The sequence below is a fragment of the Citrobacter sp. TBCS-14 genome (assembly GCF_005280805.1).
GTDB classification, from domain to species: Bacteria; Pseudomonadota; Gammaproteobacteria; order Enterobacterales; family Enterobacteriaceae; genus Citrobacter; species Citrobacter gillenii.
In genome coordinates this window covers 1-22,010 of record NZ_SZWM01000293.1, presented here as the reverse complement: position 1 = coordinate 22,010, position 22,010 = coordinate 1, and the positions used below count along the sequence as shown (strand labels likewise).

Genomic DNA, 22,010 nt, shown 5'->3' with positions numbered 1-22,010 from the left:
GCCGGATAGCGTTGCGCTTATCCGGCCTACATTTTCTGCACGTTGTCCCTACACCTGCATGGACATCACTTCCTGATACGCCGACACCAGCTTGTTACGCACCTGAATCCCCATCTGCATAGAGACCGAGGCTTTTTGCATATCGGTCATCACATCATTCAGCGCAATGCCCGGCTCACCCAGGGTAAATTTTTCTGCCTGCACGCGAGATGCGGTTTGCACATCACTGATGCGGTCCAACGCCGCATGCAGCTGACCGGCAAAGCTCACGGTCGGTTGTGGCTGCATATCCTGCATCTTTGCTGACGTCGCCGTGGCCTGTAGCTGGCTGATGACCCCTTCAATCCCCTGTATTGCCGACATTCTGATCCCCTGGATGATTTTTTACGTAGCAGAGATTACCAGTTCGTCAATAAGATAAAGGCGCTAAATAACGATAAAAACCCCCGGTTTTTGGCGCATAGAAAAATTTAAAACCGCAAATAATGTGACGGTCAATTTTTCGAGTTTGCTGACCCGGGAGTGAGTCTTGTTCCACTTTGCAAAAAACGCCGTCCACGATAATCCACGAGGTGCGAGATGAGTGCGACAGCATCGACTGCAACCCCACTGAAACCTCTCGAGTGGTTAAATCGCCTGCGTGCGAATCCCAGAATCCCTCTGATTGTGGCGGGCGCGGCTGCCGTCGCGATCGTCGTAGCGATGGTCCTGTGGGCCAAAGCGCCAGATTACCGCACGCTGTTCAGCAACCTCTCCGATCAGGACGGGGGCGCCATCGTCACCCAACTGACGCAGATGAACGTGCCCTATCGTTTCACCGAGGGAAGCGGCGCCATCGAAGTTCCCGCGGATAAAGTACATGAACTGCGTTTGCGTCTGGCCCAGCAAGGTCTGCCGAAAGGCGGCGCGGTGGGCTTTGAACTGCTGGACCAGGAAAAGTTTGGTATCAGCCAGTTTAGCGAACAGGTGAATTACCAGCGTGCACTGGAAGGCGAACTGGCCCGCACCATTGAAACGCTCGGACCGGTTAAACGCGCCCGCGTCCATCTGGCCATGCCGAAACCTTCATTATTTGTCCGTGAGCAAAAATCCCCTTCCGCCTCCGTTACCGTAAATCTGGAACCGGGTCGGGCGCTGGATGAAGGTCAAATTAGCGCGGTTACCCATCTGGTCTCCAGCGCCGTGGCCGGTTTACCGCCGGGTAACGTCACGCTGGTCGATCAGGCCGGTCATCTGTTAACCCAGTCGAACACCAGCAGCCGTGACCTGAACGATGCGCAGCTGAAATACGCCAGCGACGTCGAAGGCCGCGTTCAGCGTCGTATCGAATCGATCCTGTCACCGATCGTCGGTAACGGTAACGTCCACGCGCAGGTCACCGCACAGCTGGATTTTGCCAATAAAGAGCAAACCGAAGAACAGTACAGCCCGAATGGTGATGAATCGCAGGCTGTACTGCGTTCGCGCCAGCTCAACGTCAGCGAGCAGATAGGAAGCGGCGCACCGGGCGGCGTACCGGGCGCCCTGTCGAATCAGCCTGCGCCGGCGAATACTGCGCCTATCAATACACCACCGGCTAATCAGCAAAATGCGCAAACCACGCAGACAGCCAATAACGCGAATACCGGCCCACGTAGTACTCAGCGCAATGAAACCAGCAACTATGAAGTCGACCGCACCATTCGTCATACCAAAATGAACGTCGGCGACGTGCAGCGTCTCTCCGTGGCGGTGGTGATCAATTATAAAACCTTGCCGGACGGTAAACCGCTGCCGCTGAGCGCCGATCAGATGAAGCAAATTGAGGATCTGACCCGCGAAGCCATGGGCTTCTCCGACAAGCGCGGCGATACCCTGAACGTGGTGAACTCACCCTTCACGGCAACCGACGACGCGGGCGGCGAGCTGCCATTCTGGCAACAGCAGTCCTTTATTGAGCAGTTGATGATTGCCGGACGCTGGTTACTGGTACTGCTGGTGGCCTGGATACTGTGGCGTAAAGCCGTTCGTCCGCAACTGGTCCGCCGTAGCGAAGAGGCGAAAGTCGCGCAGGAACAAACGCGCGTTCGTCAGGAAACCGAAGAAGCGGTAGAAGTTCGTCTCAGCAAAGACGAGCAGACCCAGCAGCGTCGTACGAACCAGCGCTTGGGCGCAGAAGTCATGAGCCAGCGTATTCGTGAAATGTCAGATAACGATCCGCGCGTTGTGGCGCTGGTCATCCGCCAGTGGATGAATAACGAACATGAGTAATCTTAGCGGCACCGATAAAAGCGTCATTTTACTGATGACCATTGGCGAAGATCGCGCGGCGGAGGTGTTTAAACATCTTTCCACGCGTGAAGTGCAGGCCCTCAGTACGGCGATGGCCAACGTGCGCCAGATTTCCAACAAGCAACTCACCGAGGTGCTGGCCGAGTTTGAACAAGAAGCCGAGCAGTTTGCGGCGCTGAACATTAACGCCAACGAATATCTGCGCTCGGTGCTGGTGAAAGCGCTGGGTGAAGAGCGCGCCTCCAGCCTGCTGGAAGATATTCTGGAAACCCGCGATACCACCAGCGGCATCGAAACGCTCAACTTTATGGAGCCGCAAAGCGCCGCCGACCTTATTCGCGACGAGCATCCGCAGATCATCGCCACGATTCTGGTACACCTCAAACGGGGCCAGGCGGCCGATATTCTGGCGCTGTTCGACGAGCGTTTACGCCACGATGTGATGTTACGTATTGCCACCTTCGGCGGCGTGCAGCCGGCCGCGCTGGCGGAGCTGACCGAAGTGCTGAACGGCCTGCTCGACGGCCAGAACCTGAAGCGCAGCAAAATGGGCGGCGTGAGAACGGCAGCAGAGATTATCAACCTGATGAAAACGCAGCAGGAAGAAGCGGTCATTACCGCCGTGCGCGAATTCGACGGCGAACTGGCACAGAAAATTATCGACGAGATGTTCCTGTTCGAAAACCTGGTGGACGTCGACGACCGCAGTATCCAGCGCCTGCTGCAGGAAGTGGATTCCGAGTCGCTGCTGATCGCCCTGAAAGGTGCCGAACAGCCGCTACGCGAGAAGTTCCTGCGCAATATGTCGCAACGTGCCGCCGATATTCTGCGCGATGACCTCGCCAACCGTGGTCCGGTACGTCTGTCGCAGGTAGAAAACGAACAGAAAGCGATTCTGCTGATTGTACGTCGCCTGGCGGAAACCGGCGAGATGGTGATCGGCAGCGGCGAGGATACCTATGTCTAACGACCTGCCGTGGAAAGTCTGGACCCCGGACGACCTCGCGCCACCGATGGCGGCGTTCGTGCTGGCCGATGACAGCAGCCCCTTGCCGACGGACGACACAGAAGAACCACAGCTGTCCGCTGAACAACAGCTTGAACAAAAGCTGGCACAACTGCAGTTGCAGGCGCATGAACAAGGCTATAACGCCGGCCTGGCTGAAGGTCGGCAAAAAGGCCATGAGCAGGGTTATCAGGATGGGTTAGCGCAGGGGCTGGAGCAAGGTCAGACGCAGGCCCGGGCGCAGCATGCGCCGATTCACGCCCGCATGCAGCAACTGGTGAGCGAGTTTCAAAATACGCTGGATGCGCTGGACAGCGTGATTGCCTCGCGCCTGATGCAAATGGCACTGGAAGCCGCACGTCAGGTGATTGGTCAGACGCCGATCGTCGATAACGCCGCGCTGATTAAACAAATCCAACAGCTGCTGCAGCAGGAACCGCTGTTTAGCGGCAAACCCCAACTGCGTGTGCATCCGGACGATCTCCAACGCGTGGAAGAGATGCTCGGCGCCACCCTCAGCCTGCACGGCTGGCGACTGCGCGGCGACCCAACCCTGCATCATGGCGGGTGTAAAGTCTCGGCCGACGAAGGCGATTTGGATGCCAGCGTCGCTACGCGCTGGCAGGAACTCTGCCGTCTGGCCGCACCGGGAGTCGTATAATGACCACCCGTCTGACCCGCTGGCTCACCTCGCTGGATAACTTCGAAGAGAAAATGTCGCTGCTGCCATCGGTACGACGCTACGGGCGTTTGACCCGCGCCACCGGCCTGGTGCTGGAAGCTACAGGTTTACAGCTGCCGCTGGGCGCCACCTGCGTGATTGAGCGTCAAAACGGCAACGACACTCAGGAAGTCGAAAGCGAAGTGGTCGGTTTTAACGGCCAGCGTCTGTTTTTGATGCCGCTCGAAGAAGTCGAAGGCGTTCTGCCTGGCGCACGTGTTTACGCAAAAAACATTGCCGGTGAAGGCCTGCAAAGTGGCAAGCAGTTGCCGCTAGGCCCCGCCCTGCTTGGTCGCGTGCTCGACGGCAGCGGAAAACCACTCGACGGTCTGCCTGCGCCCGACACCACGGAAACCGGGGCGTTAATTACACCACCGTTTAACCCGCTACAACGTACCGCCATTGAGCACGTGCTGGATACCGGTGTGCGGCCCATCAATGCGCTGCTAACCGTCGGTCGCGGCCAGCGTATGGGCCTGTTCGCCGGTTCCGGCGTGGGTAAAAGCGTCCTGCTCGGCATGATGGCGCGCTATACCCAAGCCGATGTCATTGTCGTTGGGCTGATTGGCGAACGTGGTCGTGAAGTAAAAGATTTTATCGAAAATATTCTCGGTGCCGACGGTCGCGCACGCTCGGTGGTGATTGCCGCCCCTGCGGACGTCTCCCCATTATTACGTATGCAGGGCGCCGCCTATGCCACGCGTATTGCCGAAGATTTTCGCGATCGCGGGCAGCACGTCCTGCTGATTATGGACTCCCTCACCCGCTACGCGATGGCACAGCGTGAAATCGCGCTGGCTATCGGTGAACCGCCCGCCACCAAAGGCTATCCGCCATCGGTGTTCGCCAAATTACCGGCGCTGGTGGAACGTGCCGGGAACGGTATTCACGGCGGCGGTTCGGTTACCGCATTTTATACCGTGCTGACCGAGGGCGATGACCAGCAGGATCCGATTGCCGATTCCGCTCGTGCGATCCTCGACGGACACATCGTGCTGTCCCGTCACCTGGCGGAGGCGGGTCATTATCCGGCCATTGATATCGAAGCCTCAATCAGCCGTGCAATGACCTCGCTCATCAGCGAAAAACACTATGCGCGGGTGCGTAATTTTAAACAGCTGCTGTCCAGTTTCCAGCGTAACCGTGATTTAGTCAGCGTGGGCGCATATGCAAAAGGCAGCGACCCGATGCTGGATAAAGCCATCACCTTATGGCCGCAGCTGGAGGCATTTTTACAGCAAGGGATCTTTGAACGGGCCGACTGGGAAGATTCCCTGCAGGCGCTGGATCTGATTTTCCCTGGGGTGTGATTAAGCAGGAGAGCATAGGTCATGGCACAACATGGTGCACTGGCAACACTAAAAGATCTGGCTGAAAAAGAGGTCGATGACGCCGCTATCTTATTAGGCGAAATGCGGCGCGGCTGTCAGCAGGCAGAAGAACAGTTAAAGATGCTGATCGACTACCAGCACGAGTATCGCACCAATCTTAATAGCGATATGGGTCAGGGGATCACCAGTAACCGCTGGATCAACTACCAGCAATTTATTCAGACGCTGGAAAAAGCAATAGACCAGCATCGCCAACAGCTGAATCAGTGGACGCAGAAAGTTGACCTGGCGCTGAGCAGCTGGCGCGATAAAAAACAACGACTGCAGGCCTGGAAAACTCTACAGGACCGACAGACCACGGCGGCTTTACTGGCTGAAAACCGCCTGGATCAGAAAAAAATGGATGAATTTGCTCAGCGCGCAGCTATGAGGAAACCCGAATGATTACGTTACCCCAACTGATTACTACCGACACCGACGTCACCGCAGGGCTTCAATCAGGAAAGGCGGTTGATTCACCCGAGAATTTTTTAGCCCTACTGGCTGGCGCATTAGGCGCGGGCGACGCACAGGGAAAAGATGCCCCGCTGTCGCTGGCCGATCTTCAGGCTGCGGGTGGCAAACTGCAAAAAGGGTTGCTGCAAGCACAGGGCGATAACGGCCAGGCGGCGAAAATTACGGATCTGCTGGCACAAAAAGGCGGGATCACGGACGCGACACTTGCCGACCTGACCGATGCCCAGCAATTGCTGTCGGCACTCACGCCGTCGCTGAAGGTGAATGCCCTGACAGCGACAGGCAAAGCCGCGCCACACGATGATAAGACCACCACGCTCAGCGATGAGGATCTGGCGAACCTGAGCGCACTATTTGCGATGCTGCCGGGCCAGCCCATCACCACGCCCGTCGGTGAAACCGCATCCGCCCCGGCAGACTCCACCCTGGCCACACTGTTGCGCGGCAATTCGTCCGGCGGGACGGCGGATAACCGCGTCGAACTGACTTCGGGTGAGGTGAAAAAAGGTAAAGCGGATGGCGCGATGCACGCCGCTGGCGTTGACCAGACACGTAATCCTACTTTAACCCCACTGACGGCGGCGGCAACCGCCCACGCGGAGATGGAAAGCACTCCGTCCCCGGTAAGCGTTGGTGCGGCAATCACGCCACCGGCTGGGGCGCAAACGCACGCGCAGCCGCTCCCTGCAGCCGCACCGGTGCTGAGCGCCCCGCTGGGTAGCCACGAATGGCAGCAATCGCTAAGTCAGCACGTCACGCTGTTCACCCGTCAGGGCCAACAAAGCGCGGAACTGCGCTTACATCCACAGGACCTGGGCCAGGTGCAAATCTCCCTCAAGCTGGATGACAACCAGGCGCAATTGCAAATGGTGTCACCACATAGCCACGTGCGTGCCGCGCTGGAAGCAGCGTTGCCGATGCTGCGGACTCAGCTGGCTGAAAGTGGGATCCAACTGGGGCAAAGCAGCATCAGCAGCGAAAGCTTCGCTGGCCAGCAGCAGTCTTCTGCTCAGCAGCAACAGGCGGGGCGCACTCAGGGACAAGACATTTTTGCCAGCGAAGATGACGCCGCTCTGGCCGCCCCGGCCTCGCTGCAAGCCGCCGCGCGCGGTGACGGCGCAGTAGACATCTTCGCCTAACGCCAGAGGTAGCATGATTATCCGCGTCTTTTCCACGCTTTGTCGGGGACAGGACACGGGATAATCAGCCCATAAGCTGTACCGAAACAGGAAGCCCGTATCTGATGACTGACTCCGCGATTAACAAAAAGAGTAAACGCGCTATTTGGATCCCTCTGCTGGTGTTAATTACCCTCGCCGCCTGCGCAACTGCGGGATATAGCTACTGGCGTATGCAGCAGCAGCCGTCCGCCAGCGTTAGCGCGGAACCGGCCCCACCGCCAGCCCCGGTGTTTTTTGCGCTGGATACATTTACCGTCAATCTGGGTGATGCGGATCGCGTGCTGTATATCGGGGTCACGCTGCGTATGAAAGACGAAGCGACGCGCGCGCGTCTGAGCGAATATCTGCCGGAAGTACGCAGCCGTCTGCTGCTGCTGTTTTCGCGTCAGAATGCCGCCACGCTCGCCACCGAGCAAGGTAAACAGCAGTTGATCGCCGCCATCAAAGAGACGCTCGCGACTCCGCTCGTTGTCGGGCAGCCGAAACAGGTTGTCACCGACGTTCTTTATACAGCTTTTATTCTGCGGTAAAGACATGGGCGACAGTATTCTTTCTCAGGCTGAAATTGACGCATTGCTTAACGGCGATAGCGACACCAAAGACGAACCTATTTCCGGTATTGCAAACGAAAGCAATATTCGTCCGTACGATCCCAACACCCAACGCCGCGTTGTTCGCGAGCGTTTGCAAGCGCTGGAGATCATCAACGAACGCTTCGCGCGCCAGTTCCGGATGGGATTATTTAACCTGTTGCGCCGTAGCCCGGATATTACCGTGGGTGCGATCCGCATCCAGCCGTATCACGAGTTTGCGCGTAACTTACCGGTACCAACCAACCTGAACTTGATCCACCTGAAACCGCTCCGCGGTACGGGTCTGGTGGTGTTCTCGCCGAGTCTGGTGTTTATCGCCGTCGATAACCTGTTTGGCGGTGATGGACGCTTCCCGACGAAGGTGGAAGGTCGCGAATTTACGCATACCGAGCAGCGCGTGATCAACCGCATGCTGAAGCTGGCGCTGGAAAGCTACAGCGACGCCTGGAAAGCGATCAACCCGCTGGAAGTGGAGTACGTGCGCTCGGAAATGCAGGTGAAATTTACCAATATCACCACTTCACCAAACGACATTGTGGTGAACACGCCGTTCCACGTTGAAATTGGCAACCTGACCGGTGAATTTAACATCTGTCTGCCCTTCAGCATGATTGAACCGTTGCGCGAGCTGCTGGTTAACCCGCCGCTGGAAAACTCGCGCAATGAGGATCAGAACTGGCGTAATAACCTGGTGCGTCAGGTTCAGCATTCAGAGCTGGAGCTGGTGGCGAACTTTGCCGACATTCCGCTGCGTCTGTCGCAGATTTTAAAGCTCAAACCCGGCGATGTGCTGCCGATTGAAAAACCCGACCGCATTATTGCTCATGTGGACGGCGTGCCTGTGCTGACCAGCCAATATGGCACCGTAAACGGTCAGTATGCGTTACGCGTAGAACATTTGATCAACCCGATTTTGAATTCGCTGAATGAGGAACAGCCCAAATGAGTGACATGAATAATCCGTCCGATGAGAACACTGGTGCATTGGACGATCTGTGGGCTGACGCGTTAAATGAGCAAACAACGACCACGGCTAAAAGTTCGGTAGATGCGGTATTCCAGCAGTTAGGCGGCGGGGACGTCAGCGGTACACTGCAGGACATTGACCTGATCATGGACATTCCGGTCAAGCTGACCGTCGAACTGGGCCGCACTCGCATGACCATCAAAGAGCTGTTGCGCCTGACGCAAGGCTCCGTCGTCGCACTGGACGGTCTGGCGGGCGAGCCGCTGGATATTCTGATCAACGGTTACCTGATTGCTCAGGGCGAAGTGGTTGTCGTCGCAGATAAATACGGCGTGCGTATCACTGACATTATTACGCCGTCTGAACGTATGCGCCGCCTGAGCCGTTAATGATGAACACCCAGGCTACCGTCTCTCAGCCCGCCGCCGTTCCCGGCTCACCGCTGGTGCAGGTCAGCGGCGCCCTGCTGGGCATAATCCTGTTGATCCTCGCCGCGGCCTGGGTCATTAAACGCCTGGGTTTTGCATCCAAAGGGGCCGGTACACGCGGACTGAAAGTCACGGCCAGCACCTCATTGGGACCGCGCGAACGGGTGGTAATTGTTGAGGTTGAGGACGCACGTCTGGTGCTGGGTGTGACCGCATCGCAGATTAACGTGCTGCATACCCTGCCCCCTACGTCCGTGGTGCCCGACGAGAACCCGGCCCCCCCGGCGGATTTCCAGTCCATGATGAAGAGTTTGCTTAAGCGTCCTGGGAGATCCTGATGCGCCGTTTGTTGTCCCTCACGCTGCTCGGCTTGTGGCTGTTTAGCCCAGTGGCCGCGGCCCAGCTTCCCGGTCTGGTTAGCCAGCCACTACCCGGCGGCGGACAAAGCTGGACGTTACCGGTACAAACGCTGGTATTTATCACCTCGCTGACGTTCCTGCCCGCCATTTTGCTGATGATGACCAGCTTCACCCGCATCATCATCGTTTTCGGTCTGTTACGTAACGCGCTGGGAACCCCGTCCGCCCCGCCAAACCAGGTGTTACTTGGACTGGCGCTATTTTTGACTTTTTTCATCATGTCCCCGGTGATCGACAAAATCTACGTTGACGCATATCAGCCGTTCAGCGAAGAGAAGATCTCCATGCAGGAAGCGATAGAGAAAGGCGCACAGCCGCTGCGTGAGTTTATGTTGCGCCAGACCCGCGAAGCCGATCTGGCACTGTTTGCGCGTCTGGCAAACAGCGGACCGTTGCAGGGACCGGAAGCAGTGCCGATGCGAATTCTGCTGCCAGCCTATGTCACCAGCGAACTGAAAACCGCCTTCCAGATAGGTTTTACGATTTTCATTCCTTTCCTGATAATCGACCTGGTGATCGCCAGCGTATTGATGGCACTCGGGATGATGATGGTACCGCCCGCCACCATCGCGCTGCCGTTTAAGCTGATGCTGTTTGTGCTGGTTGACGGCTGGCAACTGCTTGTCGGTTCGCTGGCGCAAAGTTTTTACAGTTAGAGGCGCGAAATGACACCTGAATCGGTCATGATGATGGGCACCGAGGCGATGAAAGTCGCTCTTGCCCTCGCCGCACCGTTGTTACTGGTTGCACTGGTGACGGGGCTGATTATCAGCATCCTGCAGGCGGCAACCCAAATTAACGAAATGACGCTATCGTTCATTCCGAAAATTGTCGCGGTCTTTGTCGCTATTATTGTGGCCGGGCCGTGGATGCTTAACCTGTTGCTGGACTATGTGCGTACGCTGTTCAGCAATATCCCCTATATCATCGGGTAGACGCCGCCATGCTGCAGGTGACGAGCGATCAATGGCTTTACTGGTTGAACCTGTATTTCTGGCCACTGCTGCGTGTATTGGCTCTCATTTCTACGGCACCCATCCTCAGTGAGCGTGCGATACCTAAGCGGGTAAAGCTGGGGTTGGGCCTGATGATAACGGTGGTTATCGCCCCGTCCCTACCTGCCAATGACGTGCCAATTTTCTCCATCGCGGCTTTATGGTTGGCGATGCAGCAAATCCTGATCGGTATTGCGTTAGGCTTCACCATGCAATTTGCATTTGCTGCTGTGCGTACGGCCGGTGAGTTAATTGGCCTGCAAATGGGGCTTTCTTTCGCCACATTCTTTGACCCCGGCAGTCGACTGAACATGCCCGTGCTGGCACGACTGATGGATTTACTTGCCATGCTGCTGTTTTTGACCTTTAACGGTCACCTATGGTTGATCTCACTGCTGGTAGACACGTTTCATACCCTGCCGATCGGCGGTCACCCGGTAAACAGTAATGCCTTCCTCGCCCTTGCTCGCGCGGGCAGCTTAATATTTCTCAACGGGCTGATGCTGGCGCTGCCGGTGATGACGCTGTTGCTCACGCTCAACCTCGCGCTCGGATTGTTAAATCGTATGGCTCCCCAGCTCTCCGTTTTTGTCATTGGCTTTCCGCTGACCCTGACGGTAGGTATTTCTTTAATGGCCGCATTAATGCCATTAATTGCCCCATTCTGCGAACGATTATTCAGCGAAATTTTTAATTTACTTGCCGATATCATCAGTGAAATGCCCACAAATAATAACCCATAGTATTTATCCTGTTTTACTAAGGATTGTCCGAAATTAAAAAATAGACCACATCTACCAGGATAACGCTGCCGCGGCTTATTTGTTTTTGCCTTACTCACAGAACGCAACATTTACTTTACTTTAAGAAGTTTCCTGGCAAATTATACGCAACTTTACGGGATAGTAAATCCGCCTGAAAACAAGCAGTAAAAGCGTCATCTTGGGTTGTTATTATTCCGTTTAGTTGTGCAGAAATAATCAGGTAAGGGGAATTATCGTTACGCATTGAGTGAGGGTATGCCATGTCAACGATTATTATGGATTTATGCAGTTACACCCGGTTAGGGTTGACCGGGTATCTGGTAAGCCGGGGGGTGAAAAAAAAGGAAATCAACGGTATTTCAACCGTTGACGAACTCAGTATCGCCTGTGACGCACATCAACCTGCTGTGGTGTTTATTAATGAAGACTGTTTCATCCACGATCCGGCTAACAGTCAGCAAATAAAGCAGATCATTAATCAGCATCCCAGTACATTATTTATCGTATTTATGGCTATTGCCAACGTCCATTTTGATGAATATCTCCTGGTCAGAAAAAATTTATTAATCAGTTCAAAGTCGATTAAACCGGATTCACTGGACGAATTGCTTGGCGATATTCTTAAAAAGGATGTGGATATTGTTGTCGATGTCAATCTGCCGACACTGTCATTAAGCCGCACCGAGTCCAGCATGTTACGCATGTGGATGGAGGGTCAGGGAACCATTCAGATTTCCGATCAAATGAATATCAAAGCAAAAACCGTCTCATCCCATAAGGGGAATATAAAACGAAAGATAAAAACGCATAATAAACAGGTGATCTATCACGTCGTTCGACTCACCGATAACGTCACCAACGGTATCTTTGTGAATATGCGCTAGTATGTGCTGACTGGTGGGAATGTCACCAGTCAGCATCAAGACAAAAGCGGTATGATTAGTCTACCTTCTCCACAAAAATACCATCCTGATGACCTGACTCGTTAAAGAACCAGATACCGAGCGGGTAGTCTTCCAGCGAAACCAGGTACATGGTGCCTTCACTAAACTCCTCGATTGCCAGTACCCGACCAGGCCGACGAGGACCGCCGTCCGTTTTGACTGTAACCCGATCATTCACCTTCATCATTTTCCTCCTGTGGCTTTGTGCCAGTGTAGAACAAATTCTATTTTCTGGCAGCGCCTGGCGCGCGCGATTGCGGGTTTTCTCGACGGTCTATACTTAGAAAGTGTGCGTCAGCGATTTTGCTGCATACACCCGGTATCCGTAACGGTTGAGAGGTAGGTGAATGAAAACCGCGAAAGAGTACAGCGAGACGGCCAAACGTGAGGTCAGCGTTGATGTAGACGCGCTGCTGGAGGCAATCAACGAAATCTGCGAGAGCGAGATTCATCGCAGCCGCGATGACCCGGATCGCGTCAGTGTTGACGGTCGTGATTACCATACATGGCATGAGTTAGCCGAAGCGTTTGAGTTAGATATCCACGATTTTAGCGTGACGGAAATCAATCGCTGACTTCAGGCGAAAAAAATCCCGGCCCTCAGTGGGTCGGGATCAAGCTTGCTTATGCAAGAAGCACTTGAAAATTCGTTACACCAGGAAATCTGATGTGAGGCCAACCTTATCTACAATTTTTTTGCCTGACAAGTAAATAATTCTCACCAAAATGATAAATATAACTAATGGTTGAGAGATCACTCACTTACGCCTGAACGTAATGTTCAGGCATCCTGTCGTTGTTGCCCTTTACCGGACGTCAGTTCATCTTCACGGAATGCTTCCCGTTTGACACCAAAGCCATCGTACCAGCGACACTCGACCATGCCGCTAGCGTATCCGGTGACAATCATGCGTGGGCCACCCTGTTTCACGGTGACTTCCTCACTGACAGAAAAGACCATACCTGCCTCCTGTATCAAGAGAAACCTTTTCACCTTAGACGACAAGCAGCCTTTTTGCATAATCAGGTAAACAAAAATTAGTGTGAAACACCGCGCAGTTTTGCGACCATTTTCACCGGCAGTACCACAATGCCACCAATGATAAAGCCCAATACAAGGTTTAACAGGGTCGGAATCATCATTGAAATGAATGAATTCTGTTGCTGGGCGAACTGCTCGATCGCATGATGCAACGGCGCGATCCCATGGACGACAATGCCGCCCCCTACCAAAAACATCGCCAGAGTTCCTACCACCGACAGCGTTTTCATCAGCCAGGGCGCCACCACCAGCAAGCCTTTACCCAGCGCCTGAGCGACCGCGCTGCGCTTTTCAGCCAGCCAGAAGCCGATGTCGTCCAACTTGACGATAATGCCAACCAGGCCGTATACGCCAACGGTCACCGCTAAAGCGATCCCTGACAGCACCAGAACCTGATTGAGCAACGGCGCATCGGCCACAATTCCCAGCGTAATCGCCACAATCTCCGCAGATAAAATAAAATCGGTACGTACGGCCCCTTTGATTTTATCTTTCTCAAAGGTCAGTGGGTCCTGCGCCGCCAGCTCTGCCAGACGCTGCTGGCGTTCTTCCGGCGTTTCCTGATGTTTGCGCGCCTGCAGCGTATGCAGGACTTTTTCCACGCCTTCAAAACAGAGGAACGCCCCACCAATCATTAATAACGGGGTAATCGCCCAGGGAATAAAGGCACTGATCAGTAACGCCAACGGCACAAGAATAACTTTGTTGACGAAAGATCCTTTTGCCACGCTCCAGACGACCGGAAGTTCACGGTTTGCCCGTACGCCCGATACCTGCTGCGCGTTAAGCGACAGGTCATCTCCCAGAACGCCCGCGGTTTTTTTTGCGGCCAATTTTCCCATCATGGAGACATCGTCAAGCAGCGTGGCGATGTCATCGAGTAAGGTCAGTAAGCTACTTCCTGCCAAAATTTTCACCCTCAATATTATTTTTTTCCGTCATTAGTATGAAGTAAAAAACGTGATGCTGAAACTCACCTTTATGGTCAACAAATTTTTAACAACAACGGGCAATTATAAATCTCGCCAGCACGATAGTTTTGACGTTTACTATGTTGCGCCTTTTTATTTCCACCGTGAGGGATTATGCGTTTCAGGCAATTGTTACCGCTTTTCAGTGCGCTGTTCGCGCTATACATCATTTGGGGTTCCACCTACTTCGTTATCCGTATTGGCGTTGAGAGCTGGCCGCCGCTCATGATGGCCGGCGTGCGTTTTCTGTCTGCGGGGATTTTGTTAACCGCATTTTTACTTCTGCGCGGCCACAAACTGCCGCCATTACGCCCGCTGCTCAATGCCGCACTGATCGGTATTCTGCTGCTGGCTGTGGGAAATGGGTTGGTCACCGTCGCCGAACACCAGAACGTCCCTTCCGGCATCGCTGCCGTGGTGGTCGCCACCGTCCCACTGTTTACGCTGTGCTTCAGCTATTTCTTTGGCATTAAAACCCGCAAGCTGGAGTGGATGGGCATCGCTATCGGACTGGCCGGGATCATTATGCTTAACAGCGGCGGGAATTTGAGTGGTAACCCCTGGGGTGCAGTGTTGATCCTGATTGGCTCAATGAGCTGGGCATTCGGTTCCGTGTACGGTTCCCGCATTACCTTACCCGTGGGTATGATGGCCGGTGCAATTGAAATGCTCGCCGCCGGTATCGTGCTGATGGGGGCCTCGCTTATCTCCGGGGAAAAGCTGACTACAATGCCATCTTTTTCTGGGTTTATGGCGGTCGCTTACCTGGCGCTGTTCGGCTCCATTATCGCCATCAACGCATATATGTACCTGATCCGTAACGTGAGTCCGGCGCTGGCAACCAGCTATGCCTACGTCAACCCGGTTGTTGCCGTCTTATTAGGTACCGGTCTGGGAGGTGAAAGCCTGGCGTTCATCGAGTGGCTGGCACTCGGAGTGATTGTTTTTGCCGTGGTGCTGGTGACGCTGGGTAAATACCTGTTCCCGGTCAAAGCAGACGCGGTCGCCGCACCGTCGGAAAAGTCGTTACAGTAAATGAATACCCTGGGTGTCGATCTGCGCGGTAGCGCCACCGCTGCAGATCCACTCGACCACGCGCTCGGACAGCGCCTCATCGCTGAGTTTTTTTCGCCCTCGTATGGCGCACTCCCAGATAATGAGTACCCGCCAGCCAAGTGCCTGCAGTCTCTCGCGATCCCGCGCATCGCGTTCGACGTTTTTGCCTATTTTAGCCAGCCAGAATTGCGTGCGCGTCCCGGGGGTCTTAAATAAATAACACTCGTGGTGATGCCAGAAACAACCATGGGTAAAAATAACACACTGATAGTCATCCACCACAAAATCAGGGCGGCCTGGTAACGCCGCATCCTGCACGCGAAACGTTACCCCCTGCTCCGTCAATACGCTGGCCAGACGTTTCTCAATCGCCGTATCGCGGGTCGCGATTGCCCGCATATTTTTACTGCGCGTGGCCTTATCGTGAACGTCTGCCATGCAGACTCTCTTTCTCACGCAGCGCGACGGCCTGTTTGATTTTTGGCTCCAGCAGTCGGGCTACCGCCGCAAATGCCGGGACCACCACCGAATTGCCGAACTGGCGATAGGCCTGGGTATCAGACACCGGAATACGGAACTGATAACCCTGAGGCGACTCAAATCCCATCAGGCGCGCGCACTCTCGAGGTGTAAGTCTACGTGGTCGGTGCAACTGGTTGTGCGGATCGTCAAAATCCTGTTCACCCAGCGCCATATCCCAGCCACGGTCGATTAATATTTCTGCCCCGTCCTTGTAATAGCGCGCAGATAACGTGCGCGTTACGCTGTGCGGATTGCCAGGATATACCATGCCGTAGCCAAAGCCGTTCCCCCGCGCCTGATGCTTTTTCGCGTAGCGATATAAATATTTCCACAACACCGGCGTCAGGATGTATTTCACGTCAACGGTCGGTTCAAGCAGCTCGGCCAGCGTAATACGCCGCTGCGGGTAGCGGGTGACAATATCCCGTAGCGTAAAGTCATTTTTAAGATTCAGATCGCGTCGAAAGCCCACGAGGACAATACGTTCGCGATGCTGCGGTAAAAAGTGTTTTCCATCGATAATTTTAGGATCGTCCGGCCCGTTTTCCGCCGCATCCGCCACGTCATACCCTAACTCATCCAGCGTTTGCATAATGATGCGAAACGTTTTCCCCTGGTCATGGCTCTTCAGGTTTTTGACGTTTTCCAGCACAAAGATTGCCGGACGGCGGGCATCAATGATTCTGACCACGTCGAAAAATAGCGTACCTTGCGTATCACAGGCAAAACCGTGCGCACGACCTAATGCATTTTTCTTGGAGACGCCTGCCAGCGAAAACGGCTGACAGGGAAAGCCGGCCAGCAGCACATCATGCTGAGGGACATGCTGGCGGATATGTTCAGCCGCCTCCTCATCGCTCACCCCGGCACGATGGCTTAACGTAATATCGCGAATATCTTCATTAAAATGGTGCTGGTCAGGATCGCAATAGTAATTCGCTTTGTAAGTACGCACCGCATGCTTGTTCCACTCGCTGGTAAACACGCACTGTCCACCGATCGCTTCGAAGCCGCGGCGAATACCGCCAATTCCGGCGAAAAGATCGATAAAACGAAAAGCATACTGCGGATGATGCACCGGCGGCGTCGGTAGCAAGGTCTTCAGGTGGGAATATTCACGATCGCTCAGGCGGTGCCATGTCTCGTTCGCAACCACACGTTTAAAGATGGCCGGGCTCCAGTGATGCTCACCGACGCCATTAAGGTGAGCCACCAGCGTTTTCACGTCGTAAATCTCAAGCAGCTTAGCCAACATCACCTGCACGGCGATCCCGGTATCCTCTGTCATCAGGTTTATGGTGCCTGTTACTGAAAAATTTTCCTGCATACATTTAACCGGCCAAAATGGATTAGCGACAGGTTAACATAAAACAGAGGTGTTTACGTTTCAGCTGTGCAGGCTACCGATGCGCCTTAAAGGGCTGAATCGCGGCGAGATCCAGCTCCTCATACTCCCCTTTTAACTCGGCGCTTAATTTCGCCATATAGGTCAGCAAAAAATCAGCGTTATGCTGCGCTAAACACCGTCCCTGTGCCGTTTGCATCGTCATCGGCAGTTGCAATAATTTGGTCTGGAAATGATCGAGTGCATATTGCTTGTCGTTGAGCTCGCGCCGTTGTGCAAAAGGGTCTTCCGCATCAAACAATGCCACCCCCAGTGCACCAGAAACCGCAAATACGCGGGCTAAGCCAATGGCCCCCAACGCCTCAAGTCTGTCAGCATCCTGAACAATTTTGGCCTCGATCGTGGTTGGCGAAATTTTTGCGCTAAAACTGTGTGCTTCAATGGCATGACTTACCGCCGGCAGCCGGTCTTCTGGAAATGTGGGGAAAAACTGCGTCAATACGCGGCAGGTTTCCTGCGCCGCCAGTACCGACGAGCGATGTCGGTCAGGATGGTTTTTCGGCAAGCTGATAAGGTCATGAAAATAGCAGGCTGTCAGCACCACCAGCCAGTCGATGGTTGCATCAGCACCCAACTGTTGTGACGTCATCCACACACGACGAAAATGAAAGATGTCATGGGCTGCATCCTGCCCGAGGTGATTTTCACGTAACCATGCTTCAAATTGCGACTGCCAGTACTGTAAATCCATGCTATTCCTCGCGAGCGCTACGGCCATATATACACCGCATAAATTAACCCACCCATTCTATAACATCAAATGATTAATCATTATGGGCCAGGACCAGAATCTACAAATTATAAATACAATCAACATAAACATATTAAATTTATATAAAATCAAAATTCAATATAATTAACATAAAACTCATAGCCTAGTGATAAATAAATCATTTATATGGTAAATATGAAACACGTAAACATATTAAATAAATAACAAAAATCCAAACAGAAATATTTTGAAATCTTTTAAATAGATTTGTTACACGTTATATTTTAAAATAAATGAACTTCATAGAATAGTATCAAAACGTAGTCTTTTGGATAGAACTACATATTCACATCAATTATTATCATAAGGGAATACATAATGAAAAGAAAAGCTCTGGCACTTCTTCTCCCGGCATTATTAGCTGCAGGCGCAGCAAATGCGGCAGAAATCTATAATAAAGATGGCAACAAACTGGATCTGTACGGCAAAGTCGATGGCCTGCGTTATTTTTCTGATGACGCTGGCAGCGACGGCGATCAGACCTATGCGCGTCTGGGCTTTAAAGGCGAAACCCAGATTAACGATATGCTCACCGGCTACGGTCAGTGGGAATATCAGGTTATGGCCAACAATGCTGAAGGCGAAGGCGCAAACTCCTGGACTCGTCTGGGCTTTGCCGGCTTAGGCTTTGGTGAAAACGGTACCTTCGACTACGGCCGTAATTACGGCGTGGTCTACGACGTAGAAGCCTGGACCGATATGCTGCCAGAATTTGGTGGCGATACCTACACTCAGACCGACGTATATATGACCGGCCGCACCAACGGCGTGGCAACCTACCGTAACAAAGGTTTCTTTGGTCAGGTAGAAGGTCTGAACTTTGCTCTGCAGTATCAAGGTAACAACGAAAGCGCGGGCTCCGGCGAAGGTACCGGCAATGGTGAGAACCGTAAATTGGCGCGTGAAAATGGCGACGGTTTCGGTATGTCCACCTCTTACGATTTCGACTTCGGTTTAAGCCTGGGTGCTGCATATTCCAGTTCCGATCGTACTGACAACCAGGTTGCACGTGGCCGTGGCGACAGTAGTCATGCCAATAGCTATGCTGGCGGTGAAACCGCTGATGCGTGGACCATCGGTGCAAAATATGACGCTAATAACATTTACCTGGCGGCCATGTATGCTGAAACTCGCAATATGACTGCATATGGTAAAGGAGATGGATTAGAAGGCGGTATTGCCAACAAAACCCAGAACTTTGAAGTAACCGCTCAGTACCAGTTCGACTTTGGTTTGCGTCCTGCGGTTTCCTTCCTGCAATCTAAAGGTGTTGACTTAGGCGGCTGGGATCACAATAGCAATGGCACCCCTCGTTACACCGACAAAGATCTGGTCAAATATGTGGATGTTGGCGTGACTTACTACTTCAACAAAAACATGTCCACCTATGTTGATTACAAAATCAACCTGCTGGACGAAGACGACAACTTCTATGCAAGTAATGGCATCGCAACTGATGACATCGTTGCCCTTGGTTTAGTCTACCAGTTCTAATTCTGCTCAATACGCAGCAAGCCCGCTTCATATGAAGCGGGCTTTTTGTTTATACGACACGCATTTGTGAGGATATCCAAAGAAAAACATCGGTGAGACCTGCCGTGAGAGGAATTGAGTTAACCGTTTGAATAATGGCGGCTAGAGGAGGATTTTCTCCCTTGGTGGAGTTGCCCCACTCCGATTTTCATGACCGCTGATAGGGGCAGAGAAATCTGCACCAACTCTGCACGTCTAATCCACCAATCTGATTAACGTCAGCGATGGCGATGTGGAAGTGATCGTAAAAGCCAACAACAAAATGATAGGCTTTCAGTAAGGGGTATAGCCACAGTGGCAGAAGGACGGGTACTTTAAATGAGTAGGGTGTAATGCCTCTTGTCGCGTGCCAGGTAGCACCCACACTAGTTATATTCTGGAATTTATCAGTCAGCCATTCAGCCACCCAGGCGTTTAAATGGTTAAAATAAATAACATATACCTTGCTGAATTAATTTTAATATGTCTTAATAGAGACATCGGTTTGGAAAACAGACCTTATGAAAGCAGTTTTAGTAAAGCAGTCCTCAGTTCAAGAGCTATCTACAGATACCCCTTCTTCATGAGTCTTCTCCTAAGTGCCAAATAAGTAACTCTCTAAATACAGGCCATCGTCGCCGCACTTATGTGGCTCATAAATTAAGGAAATATCTATGTCTAATAAAATGACTGGTTTAGTAAAATGGTTTAACGCAGATAAAGGTTTTGGCTTTATCACCCCTGATGACGGCAGCAAAGATGTATTCGTACATTTCTCTGCTATCCAGAGCGACAATTTTAAAACACTTGATGAAGGTCAGAAAGTCTCCTTCACCATTGAAAATGGCGCTAAAGGCCCTGCAGCTGGAAACGTCACTCCACTGTAATGCCCGCTAGTTATCAGTAGTGCTTACGATAGCGATGAGGGCAATAGTCTGAGTAGTTAATCTCTACTGATAATAAAATGAACCCGCCCAGTGCGGGTTTATTGTTAGTGTAATTATAATAACACTGGCACCCTATATTATTGCATGGCTTAATAATTTAAATCTTTAATCCAGATAATACGGCGAATATATTTCACTCATATATTACCAGCCTCATTACAGACTATGCCTGTAGTTTATTTGTCAAAAGAAATTGTATTCCAAATAATTTCAAAATCGTCATGTATCGTAAAGGAATACAAGTGGTTTTCTTATTAAACATGTATCGTTATAATCCCTTGCAGCAGGAAATCCCTATGTCCACTCGTAAAAAAACACAAACTAATCGTAATTACTTAGTCAAATGCACATGCCCAAGCTGTTCAAAAGATTCAGAACATAGTTTTAGTCGTGTCCAAAAAGGTTCTCAACTTGTCTGCCCGTTTTGCAGTACCTTGTTCAAGTCATTAAAATGATGCAGATGCCTTCTTGCAGATAGGATGAGCGTTAAATTAATTAAACGCCCTCACATATAACAATGTTTTTAGGCAAATAAAAACTCAAAGCAATGATGCTGCTGTAGACCGTCTGAGCATAAGCGCTCTTTACTGTTTATGCAGCCCATTAACGGTTACTTTTATACTGTGCATACGGGAGGTCTGCGCTTCTGCACACCTGTAAAGATGTAAAAGTTACCAGCCTGATTTTAAAAGGTTTTTCCTCCAGAAAAGCTTACAATTCTACCTTCTCAGACCTAACGCCTTAGCTATATTGCCGATCGCGTATATCTATTTATCACAAAGTATTACTTTAGAAGCAGCGGGACCTTTGTTACCGTTATAAATTGTGTACTCCACCTTCTGTCCTTCAAACAGGGTTTTAAAATGATCGCCCTGAAGCTCCGAAACATGAACTGAGATATCTTTGCTTCCATCAAGCGGAGAGATGAAACCAAAACCTTTGTCTTCCTTAAACCATTTTACCAAGCCTCTGATTCTTGAGGACATAATTACTCCAATTTCACATGATGAAGGGAACAACAAACGTACAGACTAAAAAAAGTATCAGCGATAGTACCTGGTAATGAGGGGACTGGCCGATAAAATGTTTACGTTTGCTGTATATCGAAATGATGAGTTCATTAAGGCACGGACAGTGATAATAAGCAAAATATTCTTTGCCGTTCGACTCTCCCGGTATTGTAGCAGTCAACTGATCTTTTAGCTGGCTGGAAATATTTTCAGAGTAGCGGGCTGCGATAGAAAAGCCCGGCAGCGACCAAAATCAGCCTACGAGATCAGCAACCAGTACGGTAATCGGTACATGTACAAAGGTTTTAACGAAATGAAAGTATAGTATAGACAAGAAACCATGCAGGCCAAGTGTCAGGCATTTTGACCGATTTCACCTTTCATGATCTTAAGGCTAAAGGGATTTCAGATTCCGAGGAGATAGTCGAGATAAACAGCTTTTTTCTGGACACAAGACTGAAGGACAGGTGCTCATCTACGACAGAAAGGTCAAACTTTCACCGACACTGAACGCCCCTTTACCGGAGAATATTCCAAGTAATTCCAAGTGTGATGTGTGTCCTTGAATGATGGGGCTGTAAGTGTTTGAATTGTGGCGGAGAGAGGGGGATTTGAACCCCCGGTAGAGTTGCCCCTA

The 22,010-nt window shown here is 52.0% G+C and carries 27 protein-coding genes and 1 pseudogene; 20 read left to right on the top strand and 8 right to left on the bottom strand.

The window, feature by feature from the left end; translation table 11 throughout:
• Window positions 1–48 precede the first annotated feature (48 nt).
• Window positions 49–363: a flagellar hook-basal body complex protein FliE gene (fliE, locus tag FDX22_RS13400; protein WP_045444321.1), complete on the bottom strand. Its 315-nt coding sequence runs from the start codon at window positions 361–363 to the stop codon at window positions 49–51.
• Between the two features lie 216 nt (window positions 364–579).
• Here fliE and fliF point away from each other — a divergent pair, with 216 nt between their 5' ends.
• The 14 genes from fliF (at window position 580) to rcsA (ending at window position 12,076) form a co-directional block, all read left to right on the top strand.
• A complete protein-coding gene (gene fliF / locus FDX22_RS13395) occupies window positions 580–2,250 on the top strand; it encodes a flagellar basal-body MS-ring/collar protein FliF (protein ID WP_115258824.1) in 1,671 nt (556 codons plus the stop codon).
• Window positions 2,243–3,238 (top strand): flagellar motor switch protein FliG, encoded by a 996-nt coding sequence (gene fliG, locus FDX22_RS13390; protein WP_048211311.1) that lies wholly within the window; start codon window positions 2,243–2,245, stop codon window positions 3,236–3,238. Before fliF ends, fliG begins: the two co-directional genes overlap by 8 nt.
• Window positions 3,231–3,938, top strand: a complete 708-nt coding sequence (fliH, locus tag FDX22_RS13385; RefSeq protein WP_115258825.1) for a flagellar assembly protein FliH — start codon at window positions 3,231–3,233, stop codon at window positions 3,936–3,938. Before fliG ends, fliH begins: the two co-directional genes overlap by 8 nt.
• Window positions 3,938–5,308 (top strand): flagellar protein export ATPase FliI, encoded by a 1,371-nt coding sequence (gene fliI, locus FDX22_RS13380; protein ID WP_115258826.1) that lies wholly within the window; start codon window positions 3,938–3,940, stop codon window positions 5,306–5,308. Before fliH ends, fliI begins: the two co-directional genes overlap by 1 nt.
• Window positions 5,309–5,329: 21 nt before the next feature.
• On the top strand, window positions 5,330–5,773 hold the full coding sequence (gene fliJ / locus FDX22_RS13375; RefSeq protein WP_115258827.1) for a flagellar export protein FliJ: 444 nt from the start codon (window positions 5,330–5,332) through the stop codon (window positions 5,771–5,773).
• A complete protein-coding gene (gene fliK, locus FDX22_RS13370) occupies window positions 5,770–6,984 on the top strand; it encodes a flagellar hook length control protein FliK (protein WP_146717317.1) in 1,215 nt (404 codons plus the stop codon). Before fliJ ends, fliK begins: the two co-directional genes overlap by 4 nt.
• A gap of 104 nt (window positions 6,985–7,088) precedes the next feature.
• On the top strand, window positions 7,089–7,556 hold the full coding sequence (fliL, locus tag FDX22_RS13365; RefSeq protein ID WP_115258829.1) for a flagellar basal body-associated protein FliL: 468 nt from the start codon (window positions 7,089–7,091) through the stop codon (window positions 7,554–7,556).
• Between the two features lie 4 nt (window positions 7,557–7,560).
• Entirely contained in the window at window positions 7,561–8,565 is a 1,005-nt protein-coding gene (gene fliM, locus FDX22_RS13360) for a flagellar motor switch protein FliM (protein WP_115258830.1), read from the top strand.
• Window positions 8,562–8,975, top strand: a complete 414-nt coding sequence (fliN, locus tag FDX22_RS13355; protein WP_096757515.1) for a flagellar motor switch protein FliN — start codon at window positions 8,562–8,564, stop codon at window positions 8,973–8,975. The genes fliM and fliN overlap by 4 nt, the downstream gene beginning before the upstream one ends.
• Entirely contained in the window at window positions 8,975–9,352 is a 378-nt protein-coding gene (gene fliO, locus FDX22_RS13350; protein ID WP_135912238.1) for a flagellar biosynthetic protein FliO, read from the top strand. The genes fliN and fliO overlap by 1 nt, the downstream gene beginning before the upstream one ends.
• Window positions 9,352–10,089: a flagellar type III secretion system pore protein FliP gene (gene fliP / locus FDX22_RS13345; protein WP_115258832.1), complete on the top strand. Its 738-nt coding sequence runs from the start codon at window positions 9,352–9,354 to the stop codon at window positions 10,087–10,089. Before fliO ends, fliP begins: the two co-directional genes overlap by 1 nt.
• 9 nt (window positions 10,090–10,098) lie before the next feature.
• Window positions 10,099–10,368, top strand: coding sequence for a flagellar biosynthesis protein FliQ (fliQ, locus tag FDX22_RS13340; RefSeq protein WP_115258833.1), 270 nt, complete (start codon window positions 10,099–10,101; stop codon window positions 10,366–10,368).
• An 8-nt stretch (window positions 10,369–10,376) separates the two neighbouring features.
• Window positions 10,377–11,171 (top strand): flagellar biosynthetic protein FliR, encoded by a 795-nt coding sequence (gene fliR / locus FDX22_RS13335; protein ID WP_115258834.1) that lies wholly within the window; start codon window positions 10,377–10,379, stop codon window positions 11,169–11,171.
• Window positions 11,172–11,452: 281 nt separating this feature from the next.
• Complete coding sequence (rcsA, locus tag FDX22_RS13330) at window positions 11,453–12,076, top strand: transcriptional regulator RcsA (RefSeq protein WP_135912239.1); 624 nt, start codon at window positions 11,453–11,455, stop codon at window positions 12,074–12,076.
• 55 nt (window positions 12,077–12,131) lie between these two features.
• Here rcsA and dsrB read toward each other — a convergent pair whose 3' ends face one another.
• The gene (gene dsrB, locus FDX22_RS13325) at window positions 12,132–12,320 is read right to left on the bottom strand and encodes a protein DsrB (protein ID WP_170974186.1); all 189 of its coding nucleotides are present in this window, start codon (window positions 12,318–12,320) and stop codon (window positions 12,132–12,134) included.
• A 163-nt stretch (window positions 12,321–12,483) separates the two neighbouring features.
• On the opposite strand from dsrB, the gene yodD reads away from it, so the two are divergent.
• Complete coding sequence (gene yodD / locus FDX22_RS13315; RefSeq protein ID WP_096757522.1) at window positions 12,484–12,711, top strand: YodD family peroxide/acid resistance protein; 228 nt, start codon at window positions 12,484–12,486, stop codon at window positions 12,709–12,711.
• 206 nt (window positions 12,712–12,917) lie between these two features.
• Here the strand turns inward: yodD and FDX22_RS13310 are convergent, their stop codons facing one another.
• Window positions 12,918–13,097: a YodC family protein gene (locus FDX22_RS13310; RefSeq protein WP_170973029.1), complete on the bottom strand. Its 180-nt coding sequence runs from the start codon at window positions 13,095–13,097 to the stop codon at window positions 12,918–12,920.
• Window positions 13,098–13,174: 77 nt separating this feature from the next.
• The gene (locus FDX22_RS13305; RefSeq protein ID WP_182039105.1) at window positions 13,175–14,089 is read right to left on the bottom strand and encodes a DUF808 domain-containing protein; all 915 of its coding nucleotides are present in this window, start codon (window positions 14,087–14,089) and stop codon (window positions 13,175–13,177) included.
• Between the two features lie 174 nt (window positions 14,090–14,263).
• Between FDX22_RS13305 and yedA the strand changes: the two genes are divergently transcribed.
• Window positions 14,264–15,184: a drug/metabolite exporter YedA gene (gene yedA, locus FDX22_RS13300; RefSeq protein ID WP_096757525.1), complete on the top strand. Its 921-nt coding sequence runs from the start codon at window positions 14,264–14,266 to the stop codon at window positions 15,182–15,184.
• Here the strand turns inward: yedA and FDX22_RS13295 are convergent.
• The 3 genes from FDX22_RS13295 to FDX22_RS13285 form a co-directional block, all read right to left on the bottom strand.
• A complete protein-coding gene (locus FDX22_RS13295) occupies window positions 15,176–15,643 on the bottom strand; it encodes a very short patch repair endonuclease (RefSeq protein ID WP_146717315.1) in 468 nt (155 codons plus the stop codon). The two genes, yedA and FDX22_RS13295, sit on opposite strands and share 9 nt — an antisense overlap.
• Window positions 15,624–17,054, bottom strand: a complete 1,431-nt coding sequence (locus FDX22_RS13290; protein WP_096757527.1) for a DNA cytosine methyltransferase — start codon at window positions 17,052–17,054, stop codon at window positions 15,624–15,626. Before FDX22_RS13290 ends, FDX22_RS13295 begins: the two co-directional genes overlap by 20 nt.
• Window positions 17,055–17,127: 73 nt before the next feature.
• Window positions 17,128–17,823 carry a phosphohydrolase gene (locus FDX22_RS13285; protein WP_146717314.1) on the bottom strand — a complete coding sequence of 232 codons (696 nt, stop codon included), beginning with the start codon at window positions 17,821–17,823 and terminating at the stop codon, window positions 17,128–17,130.
• Window positions 17,824–18,222: 399 nt separating this feature from the next.
• Between FDX22_RS13285 and ompC the strand changes: the two genes are divergently transcribed.
• The 3 genes from ompC (at window position 18,223) to FDX22_RS30445 (ending at window position 20,818) form a co-directional block, all read left to right on the top strand.
• The gene (gene ompC / locus FDX22_RS13280; RefSeq protein ID WP_117341893.1) at window positions 18,223–19,398 is read left to right on the top strand and encodes a porin OmpC; all 1,176 of its coding nucleotides are present in this window, start codon (window positions 18,223–18,225) and stop codon (window positions 19,396–19,398) included.
• A gap of 692 nt (window positions 19,399–20,090) precedes the next feature.
• The gene (gene cspA / locus FDX22_RS13275) at window positions 20,091–20,303 is read left to right on the top strand and encodes an RNA chaperone/antiterminator CspA (RefSeq protein ID WP_096757530.1); all 213 of its coding nucleotides are present in this window, start codon (window positions 20,091–20,093) and stop codon (window positions 20,301–20,303) included.
• Window positions 20,304–20,584: 281 nt separating this feature from the next.
• On the top strand, window positions 20,585–20,818 hold the full coding sequence (locus FDX22_RS30445) for a YnfU family zinc-binding protein (RefSeq protein WP_326929964.1): 234 nt from the start codon (window positions 20,585–20,587) through the stop codon (window positions 20,816–20,818).
• A gap of 312 nt (window positions 20,819–21,130) precedes the next feature.
• Here the strand turns inward: FDX22_RS30445 and FDX22_RS13270 are convergent, their stop codons facing one another.
• A complete protein-coding gene (locus tag FDX22_RS13270; protein WP_096757531.1) occupies window positions 21,131–21,349 on the bottom strand; it encodes a cold shock domain-containing protein in 219 nt (72 codons plus the stop codon).
• 256 nt (window positions 21,350–21,605) lie between these two features.
• Between FDX22_RS13270 and FDX22_RS13265 the strand changes: the two are divergent.
• Window positions 21,606–21,939, top strand: a pseudogene (locus FDX22_RS13265) (integrase); the annotation flags it as partial.
• Window positions 21,940–22,010: the final 71 nt, after the last annotated feature.